The organism is bacterium, assembly GCA_027622355.1.
Classification (GTDB): Bacteria; UBA8248; UBA8248; order UBA8248; family UBA8248; genus JAQBZT01.
Genome location: JAQBZT010000167.1, coordinates 1 through 6,808, shown reverse-complemented (window position 1 = coordinate 6,808; position 6,808 = coordinate 1). Strand labels below are relative to the sequence as shown.

General features: G+C 62.9%; 7 protein-coding genes. 4 read left to right on the top strand and 3 right to left on the bottom strand.

Features of this window, described 5'->3' with window-relative positions:
• The 3 genes from O2807_10175 to O2807_10165 form a co-directional block, all read left to right on the top strand.
• A partial coding sequence (locus tag O2807_10175; GenBank protein MDA1000861.1) for a xanthine dehydrogenase family protein molybdopterin-binding subunit occupies positions 1–2,177 on the top strand: 2,177 nt, incomplete at its 5' end.
• Positions 2,178–2,204: 27 nt separating this feature from the next.
• Positions 2,205–2,540: a hypothetical protein gene (locus tag O2807_10170; GenBank protein MDA1000860.1), complete on the top strand. Its 336-nt coding sequence runs from the start codon at positions 2,205–2,207 to the stop codon at positions 2,538–2,540.
• Positions 2,541–2,552: 12 nt separating this feature from the next.
• Positions 2,553–2,870, top strand: coding sequence for a hypothetical protein (locus O2807_10165; GenBank protein ID MDA1000859.1), 318 nt, complete (start codon positions 2,553–2,555; stop codon positions 2,868–2,870).
• A gap of 106 nt (positions 2,871–2,976) precedes the next feature.
• Here the strand turns inward: O2807_10165 and O2807_10160 are convergent, their stop codons facing one another.
• Positions 2,977–3,795: a hypothetical protein gene (locus tag O2807_10160; GenBank protein ID MDA1000858.1), complete on the bottom strand. Its 819-nt coding sequence runs from the start codon at positions 3,793–3,795 to the stop codon at positions 2,977–2,979.
• Between the two features lie 2 nt (positions 3,796–3,797).
• On the bottom strand, positions 3,798–4,325 hold the full coding sequence (locus O2807_10155; protein MDA1000857.1) for an RNA polymerase sigma factor: 528 nt from the start codon (positions 4,323–4,325) through the stop codon (positions 3,798–3,800).
• A gap of 284 nt (positions 4,326–4,609) precedes the next feature.
• Here O2807_10155 and O2807_10150 point away from each other — a divergent pair, with 284 nt between their 5' ends.
• Positions 4,610–4,858: a hypothetical protein gene (locus O2807_10150; GenBank protein ID MDA1000856.1), complete on the top strand. Its 249-nt coding sequence runs from the start codon at positions 4,610–4,612 to the stop codon at positions 4,856–4,858.
• Between the two features lie 568 nt (positions 4,859–5,426).
• Here O2807_10150 and O2807_10145 read toward each other — a convergent pair.
• Positions 5,427–6,626: an acyl-CoA dehydrogenase family protein gene (locus O2807_10145; GenBank protein MDA1000855.1), complete on the bottom strand. Its 1,200-nt coding sequence runs from the start codon at positions 6,624–6,626 to the stop codon at positions 5,427–5,429.
• Positions 6,627–6,808 lie beyond the last annotated feature (182 nt).

The window sequence follows — 6,808 nt, the reverse complement described above, 5'->3', positions numbered from 1 at the left end:
CGGACATTCCCGCCTACCGGGGGCTCTACGGGCTCGTCTTGCGGAGTCCACACGCCCATGCGCGGGTCCTTTCGGTGGACGCCGGGCGCGCGGCGAAACTGCCGGGGGTCCTGGTCGTCCTGACGCGAGAGGATGCCCCGGACATTCGTTTCGGCGGCGACATCAAGGATCAGAGCTGGTTCGCGGCGGACGGGAAGGTCCGCTACGAGGGAGAACCCGTCGCCGCGGTGGCGGCCGAGACCATCGAAGCGGCCCATGACGCCCTCGGCGCCATCCGGGTGAAGTACGAAGTGCTCGAGCCGGTGGTGAACGGCCTCGACAGCCGGGCGGGGAAGGGGCCGCTCATTCACGAGAACTGGCGCGAACTCCATCTCGGACCGGGCGGGCAAGGCAACCTGATCGGGAAATTCGAAAAAACCATCGGGGACCCCGCCGCCGGCTTTGAGGAAGCGGCCCATGTCTTCGATCACACCTTCGTCACCCCGTTCTCCCATGCCGCCTATATCGAGCCGCACGTTTGCTCGGCCGAGGCGGGGGCGGACGGCAAGGTCACCATCTGGACCTCGACCCAGGACCCCTTCATCATCCGGGCGGATGTGGCCGAGGCCCTCGGAGTCTCCGAGACGAAAGTCCGCGTCATTCCCACCGAGATCGGCGGCGGCTTCGGCGCCAAGCTCTTCCTGGCGAACGAGCACATTGCCGCCCTGCTGGCCCTCCGGAGCGGGGGGCGCCCCGTGCGCCTCGAGATGAGCCGGGAGGAGGACCACAAGTCCGTCAATCCGCGTCATCCCCACTTCATCCGCATCCGCACCGGGGTGAAGCGGGACGGCACCATCGTGGCCCGCGACATGGACATCACGATGGACCACGGCGCCTACGGCAAGGGCGGCCCCTTCCAGTGCATGAGCAAGATGTCGATGGGCTCAAGCACCTACCGGATTCCGAACGTACACATCAGCGCCTGCACGGTCTACACGAACGCGCCGGTCTGCGGGCCGGTCCGGGCGCCCAGCGGGCCGCAATACCATCTCGCCACCGAGGTGCAGATGGACATCATCGCCCGCGCGCTCGGCATCGACCCGCTCGAGTTCCGCCGCCGCAACGCCCTGCGCAAGGGGGACACGAGCCTCTCCGGGGTGGAGAAGGACGATGCCCTGCTGGATGTTCTTGATCGCGCCGCCGAGGAGGGCCGTTGGGGCCAGCCCATCGAGCCGAACGGCGCGCTCGAGGGCACGGGCTGGAAGCTCGGCCGCGGGGTGGCCTGCGGCTACTGGGTGGGCCCTGGTGAGGCGGCCTGCTGCACGCTGCGGCTGAACGGTGACGGCACGCTCCAGATCGTCGGCGGAACGGTGAACCTCACCGGGATGAGCACCTCGCTCTGCCAGTTGGCGGCCGAGGAATTCGGCATCAGCCTCGATCGGGTGCGCTTCGATTCGGGCGATACCGACACGGCGCCGCAGTCCACCTCGGCCTCGGGGAGCAAGGCCACGCGCTCGCTTGGGCTTTCACTCCTCCGGGCGGTCGAGGACGCCAAGGAGAAAATCTTCCGGGTGGCGGCCGAGCGGCTGGAGGCCGACCCCCAGGATCTGGTGATCGAGAACGGCCGGGTGCTGGTGGCCTCGGCGCCCGATCGCGCCCTCACCCTCGGCGAGGTGGCGAAAGCCGCCCCCGGAATCCAGGGCTTTCTCATGGGGCAGGGCGAGAGCGAAAAGCCGCCGCTTTGCCCCATTCACACCGCCCAGGTGGCCGAGGTGGCCGTTCATCCCGAACTGGGGGAGATTCGCGTCCTCCGGCTCACCTGCGTGCAGGATGTGGGCTTCGCCATCAACCCGATGTCGGTCGCGGGCCAGATCGAGGGCGGGATGCTCCAGGGCATGGGTCTCGCCCTCATGGAGGAGCAGCCCCGCACCGGGCAGGGCTTCCTGCAGGGAGAGTCCCTGCACGAGTATCTCATCCCGACGAGTCTCGATATGCCCGAGCTGAACGCGGTGCTGATGGGCAACCCCGCGGAGGAGACCCCCTACGGCATCCGGGGGGTGGGCGAGCCGCCCATCGTGGCGACGGCGGCGGCGATCGTCAATGCCATTCAGGACGCCATCGGCACACCGTTTTTCTCGATGCCGATCGGCCCGAGTGATGTCCAAAAGGCGCTCGCCGGAGGCAGGAACGGCGGTTAGTGGGTTTTTGAAAGGAGGCATGCGAAAATGTCCATGGACGGAAAAACCAGCCTGACCCCCGAGATGGGGGTGACCGATGAAATGATGCTCCATCCGGACCCGAGGATTCCCTTCGTCTCGCCGGACAACATCCCCGAGGAGCTGAAGGAGGAACTCGAGCCGCTCTACAAATGGTCCATGGACATGTGGGGGACGGTGCCGCGCTTTCTCCAGCTTCTGGGGAACGCCCCGCCCGCGGTCGAGGGGTGGATGATCCTCGATCAGAAGCTCCGCCGCGAGCGGCTCAAGACCGACCCCGACTACATCCGCCATATGGAGCTGGTCATCGTCAAGACCGCGCTTCTGACCCAATGCAACAACTGAGTGGGCCACAACGTGGAGCTCGGTCGGGCTCTCGGCATCTCGCAGGAACAGATGGACATTCTGGACGGGGACGGCTGGATGGACAGCCCCCTCTTCAGCGACAAGGAAAAAGCCTGTATCCGCTGGGCGGATGAGGTCTCGAAACTGACGGCGAAGCAGAACAAGCCCGCCTTCGAGGCGATGCGCGCGCACTTCACCGATCGGCAGATCGTGGAGCTCACCTTCATCTGCGGGATGTGGCACCTCTCGGGCCGCCTCGCCGAGGCGCTGCACCTGGTGGTCGAGCCGCCGGGCGGGCGGATCGAGTTCCAGAAGGCGGACATGGCCTAGCCGAAGGGCCCTTTCGGGGAGGGGAGCCTGCTCGGCGGCTTTCTACAATTGGAGGCGCGCAGTCTCAATCGCCCTTTTATCGAGATTCATCGAGGGACGCTGCGTTTTAGAATTTCATGCTGGGCGGGGTGATGCTTTTTGCGATTTCCCGCATGGTTTCGGGCGGCATCTGCCCGACGAGGGCGTAGATGAAATCGCCCCGCCGCCATACACCGGTGGTCGGCCCCTCGTCGGTCAGGGTCACCCATTTTTTCCGCGGAAGCTTCGACCAGGCAGGATTTTCGCCGGCCGGGAAAATCACGAGAACCAGCGTTTCCCCCTTCCAGCGGTAGAGAAAACCGGGTACCTTGGTCCCGGCGACATAGCCGACCCTTCCTCCCTCGAGAGTGGTTTCATCCCCGCCGCCGAAAAACACCTTGGGGCGAAAATTCACGCGAGGCTCGAACCAGCCCAGGATTTTTCCCAAGACTTTGCTCCCGGTCTGCACGGGCCGGGGATCGAGCCGCACCCGCTGGTACTCCGCCCGGGCCTCCCGCCCGAGGGCAGAGAAAATCTCGCTTTCGGGAGTTTGCGGTTTTTGGGAGATCGATAGGCCGATGAGAAAAACAACGGAAGCCGCCAGCGCCCCGGCCGCGGCCCACCAAACCCTCCCGCCGATCCAGGCGGGCCGATTGTCTCTCATGGGCAATTCGAGGAGCCGTGACCGCAGCTCCTCCGGAGCTTTGTGGCGGGTGGCCTCGTCCCGGACGGCGGCGCTGATCTGCGCCTGATCCAAAAATTCCGCCCGGCGGCCGGAGCGGTCGATCTCCCCCTGAAGAGCGGAGGCCTCTTCGGACGAAGACCTGCCGTGGAGCGCATCTTCCCAGCGCGACTCCAAATCCTGGCCGCCCGGAAAATCGCCAGACGGATTCTTGCCGGTATCCATGATCAGCGATTCCCCTCGTAGCTTGTCAATTTTTCCCGCAATTCCATCCGCGCGCGCCACAGCCGGCTTTTCACCGTGCCCACCGGGATGTCCTCGATCTCCGCAATCTCCCGAAGCGTAAACTCTTCCACGTCCGCGAGGAGGACCATAGAGCGATGGTCCTCGGATAAAGCCGCCAGCGCCTTGTCGATATCCTTTCGCACGATACCGGAGGGAAGACCTCCGGGATTCCAGTTTGACGGCTGATCGGGAATCTGATCCGCCTGGTCGGGGAATCTCGCCGAAGTCACCTCGATACTGGCCCGGCGGAGTCGGTTGAGGTAGGTCCTCCTCAGTATTGTAAACAACCAGGCCCTCATTGAGGTTCCCGGCGAAAATTGGGTCCAGTGAGCGATGGCTCTGGCCACGGCGTCATGGACGATGTCCTCGGCCTCTTCGCTGTTTCGGGTCATCCACCTGGAATAGGAGTAGAGCGAGTCGAAATGGCGCTCCAGCTCACGCAGAAATATCTCCCGTTCCTGCAAAGCCATATCGGACCCATTCCTCTCATATGTTCTGGTGAGATGAAGCCAAAATCATATTACGAAAAACATGTGCAGCGCCGAAAAAAAATTAATCTTTTTCCGTCCACACAAATTCTCCCGGCGGAACCTTTCAGGCCCTTGGGTGTTCCCTATGGTAACAGCATCGGGTCGCAAAAGTTACAGGCGTCCGGATTTTATTTGCGCGATTAAAGCCGGGCGGCGTCCGCCGGGTGGACGGCGGTGTGCGCTCAAAACCGGAAGTGCAATTTCACGGAGAAGGAGGAAGAGGAATGTCCAAGCGTTATATGTTGGTGGCGGCAGCGGGATTTTTGGCACTCAGTTTTTCGGCGACCAGCGCCTTTGCGTTTCATTGTCCGAAGCTGATCGGAGCGGGCCAGCGCCTGGCGGCCAAGGCGAGCGGGCCCGACAAGGACAAGGCGGTGTCGCTTTTGGATGAGGCGACGAATCTGCACAAATCGGGAGACCACACAGCTTCGATGCAGAAGGGAACCCAGGCGGTTGATCTGCTGACCAAATAACAGTACCCCCTGATGCACGAGCACCCCGGGCCGGCACCCGGGGTGTTTTTTTGTCGCCGAAAAACCTTTTCCAAACGCCAAAGGCCCGGAAACCAGGGCGGTTTCCAGGCCAGGGCCGTTTCGATATTCGAAAAGCTTTGAAAGCCGAAATTTCTTGGTGGAGGCGAGGGGTGTGCTCCGCAAAAACTCCATCTATTTCCATTTCGTCGCGGGATGAAGACCTCCTCGGGCGAGTGCAATTTGCTGATGCTATAGCGGATGCGATCGCAAGGTGGAAAAGAAAAGATAGCCTCGTTGTGGGTCTTTATGGTGATTGGGGAAGCGGGAAATCTTCAATCAAGAACATGGTGGTTGAGCGATTCAGGAAAAATCAGACGGACTCTCCCGAAGTTGTTGAGTTCAGCCCTTGGCGGTGGAGTGGAGCGGACCATCTGATAGATGCATTCTTCCAAGATATTGGCGATGCTCTGGGAAGATCCGACAAGTCCTCAACCGGAAAAAGGGCTGCAAAAAAATGGAAGGCCTACGCAGCCACTTTTAACCTATCTTACCTCGATTGCGGGCTCCCTTAAAACGATGAAACGGCCCCCTGGGCATAGGCGCGGGCCGTACGGAGCCGCAGCATTTGGTTGGTACCGTCCGAGTGGAGGAATGTGCTCGCGTCGCGGAGGAGCTTCTCCATGGGCGCCTCCTGCATGATGCCCGCCCCGCCGAATATCTCCATGCCCCAGCGGGCGCAGTTGAAGGCGACCTCCGAGGCGAAGATTTTCGCCTTCCATCCCAGCGTGAAGTCGTAGTTTCTCCCTTGGGTGTCCACCGCCCAGGCGGACCGCCAGACCATGGTGCGGGCAAGATCGAGGCCGATGGCCATGTCGGCCAGCATGGTGGAAACGGCCTGATGCTCCACGATGGGCTTGCCGCCCTGGACGCGCTCCCTCGCGTACGCCAGTGCCTTCTCGAAGGCCGCCCGGCCGACGCCCACGCAGTTCGCCGCCGCCTCGGGCTTGCCACAGGCGAGGAGGCGCCCCCGGATCTCGAACATCTTCGCCTCGCCGAGAATGACATGGTCGTCGGGCACCTCGACATCCTTGAAAAGGAGCTCGGCGTTCATGGAGAGGCGCTGGCCAATCTTCTCGTGGACCTTTCCGATGGTGAAGCCCGGGGTATCGCGCGGGAGGAGGAAGCCAGTGAGGCCTTCGCGGAGGTTCTTGGTCCTGTCCGTCCGGGCGGCCACTACGTAGAGCGAGGCGACGGGGCCGTTGCTGATGTAGTGCTTCATGCCGTTGATCACCCACTTGCCGCCTTTCCGCTCGGCCCGGGTGTGGAGGGCGATGGAAGGGTCGTCGTAATAGCCCTGGTGGTCGCTGCCGACGCCGGGCTCGGTGATCGCGATGGCGGTCAGGAAGCGGGGGTCGTCGCACAAGCGGCGGAACCAGGTTTCCTTGAGGGCTGGGGCCATGTTCTCGAGGATGGTGTGGAGCTTCCAGGTTTGATCCAGGTTGACGGCGGTACCCAGGTCGCCCACGCCGAGTTCCTCGCCCGCGAGGCAGCAGGTGAGGACGTCGGCGCCGCCCCCGCCGTATTCCTCGGGGTAGGGGAGCTGGCGCAGGCCCACGGCGCTCGCCTTCTCAATGAGTCCCCACGGCATTCTCTTCTGCCAATCGGGCTCGCGGTCGAGCTCGGCGGCCACCGGCGCTATTTCCCTCTTGGCGAAATCGCGGGCCAGAGTCTGAACGGCTTTCTGTGCTTCGGTCAGGGTGAAGTCCATGGACGGCTCACCTCCTGGGTGGATGATGCCGGGGTGGTGTTCCCCGGAATTATGCGGCAAAACTCTCCGTTTAGCAAAATCCGACCTTATTTCCCTTCCTCGGCGGTGCTACCCACCGAGAAGTCCACAAAGTCTGCAAAAAGATACCTGTGCCCCGCAAAAACTCCATCCATGTTCTGCTC